At 77.5% G+C, this 1,939-nt stretch carries 2 pseudogenes; one reads left to right on the forward strand and one right to left on the reverse strand.

Features of this window, described 5'->3' with window-relative positions:
* A pseudogene (locus BST11_RS28840) lies at positions 1 to 948 on the forward strand (PE family protein); the annotation flags it as partial.
* Between the two features lie 323 nt (positions 949 to 1,271).
* On the opposite strand, the pseudogene BST11_RS29060 reads toward BST11_RS28840, so the two are convergent.
* Positions 1,272 to 1,939 (reverse strand): annotated as a pseudogene (locus BST11_RS29060) (hypothetical protein); the annotation flags it as partial.

Below are 1,939 nucleotides of genomic sequence, written 5' to 3' on the forward strand. Positions count from 1 at the left end.
GGCGGACTATTCAGCTCGGGCGGCGCCGGCGGCCCCGGCGGCAGCGGTAACGGCGCCGGGGGCAATGGCGGCGCCGGTGGCGCCGGTGGGACTGCGGGGCTGTTCGGCGCCGGCGGCGCCGGCGGCATCGGCGGGTTCACCGATACCGCCGTCGCGGGTCCCGGTGGGGCCGGCGGCGCCGGTGGGCTGATCGGCACCGGCGGCCCCGGCGGCTTCGGCGGCGCCGGCGGTGGTGCCGGCGCGATCAGCGGGAATGGCGGCGCTGGCGGCCAGGGTGGCATCCTCGGCGGCGACGGCGGGGCCGGCGGCACCGGCGGCGGCGGCGGCGCGATCAACGGCACGGGCGGGGCCGGCGGCGCGGCGGGCATGTTCTTCGGCGATGGCGGGGACGGGGGCGCCGGTGGTGGTGGCGGCTCGATCGCCGGGGACGGCGGAGCCGGCGGCGCGGCAAGCTTATTCGCCGGCGCCGGCGGCGCTGGCGGGGCCGGCGGCACCGCCGGCGCCGTTGGCGGGAAGGGCGGGGCCGGCGGCCGGGCCGGAATACTCTTCGGCACCGGCGGCAGCGGCGGTGGCGGCGGTGCCGCATCGGGCGCCGCGATCGGCGGGGACGGCGGGGCCGGCGGCAATGCGGGCATCCTCTTCGGCGACGGCGGTTCCGGTGGCGCCGGCGGTATCAGCGCCGTCGTCGGTGGGCATGGCGGGGCCGGAGGCACGGCCGGGGTGATCGGCAACGGCGGGCACGGTGGTGACGGCGGGATCAATACCACCAACAACGCGACCGGCGCGGGCGGCGACGGTGGTCACGGTGGCAACGCGGTGCTGATCGGCAACGGTGGTAATGGCGGAAACGGCGGGTTCGCCGTGACCCCGGGCAAAGGCGGAAAAGCCGGAGCGGGCGGCATGGGCGGGCAGCTGCTGGGCCTGGACGGGTTACCCGGGCTGCCGTAGCCGCGGACGGCGGACCAATCCCGGTACGTACCGCGGATCGGACGCCGAACCTACCGAAGCCGGTCGCCCTGTGTGTGGCCCTAAAGCAACCCGTTGGCCCCGGCGCTGCCGGCGTGGCCCGCGGTCCCGGCAACCGCGGACATGAACAGGAGGCGAGGCGCTGGCCAGCCGCACGTTCCGCGATCTCTCCGCGGGATCGGGCCTGACGTTCTAAAGCCTTGGCCCGCAACGGCTCAAGGGACTCGCCGAGGAGACCGAGGTTTTCCGGGTCACCACGCCGACGAGCGGCCCGGCTTAGCGCACCCGGCCCGCGATGGCCGAGTTCAGGCCGGCGTCAACCCATTTGGGCCGTTCAGGCCGCCAATGAAGTACCCGCCGAAGCCCCCGGGGCCGCCGACGCCCGGGGTGGCCCCGACGCCACCGTCGCCGCCGGCCCCGCCGATACCGAAGAGCAGGCCACCGTAGCCGCCCTGGCTGCCGTTGCCCCCGAACGCCAAACCGGCCGCACCATAGCCGTTGCCGCCGTGGCCGCCGAGCCCGAAGAGGAGACCGCCGAGCCCGCCGAGGCCACCGGTGCCGCCATGGCCGCCGGGCTGCGCGGCCCCGCCGTCGCCGCCGGCGCCGCCGATGCCGAAGAACGCCCCGCCGTCGCCGCCGTATCCGCCGACCCCGCCGGTGCCTCCGGGGGACTCGGCGGCCCCGCCGGCCCCGCCGTTGCCGCCGATGCCGAACAGGGTGCCACCGCCGCCGCCGCCCTGGCCGCCCTGGCCGCCGATGTTGGTGGCGCCGAAAGCCGACCCTCCCGCGCCGCCGTCGCCCCCGGTGCTGACGAGGTTGAACAGGATGTTGCCGCTGCCGCCGTTCCCCCCGAGGCCCGCCACTCCGATGTTGCTGGTGGCGGCCCCACCGGTGCCGCCGGCGACTGGCTGGCGGCGGCGTTCTTCGTCGCCCTCGCCGCGTCGACGGTCGCGATCCCGGTGCTGGCCTACGC

The sequence above is a fragment of the Mycobacterium alsense genome, from assembly GCF_002086635.1.
Taxonomy (GTDB): domain Bacteria; phylum Actinomycetota; class Actinomycetes; order Mycobacteriales; family Mycobacteriaceae; genus Mycobacterium; species Mycobacterium alsense.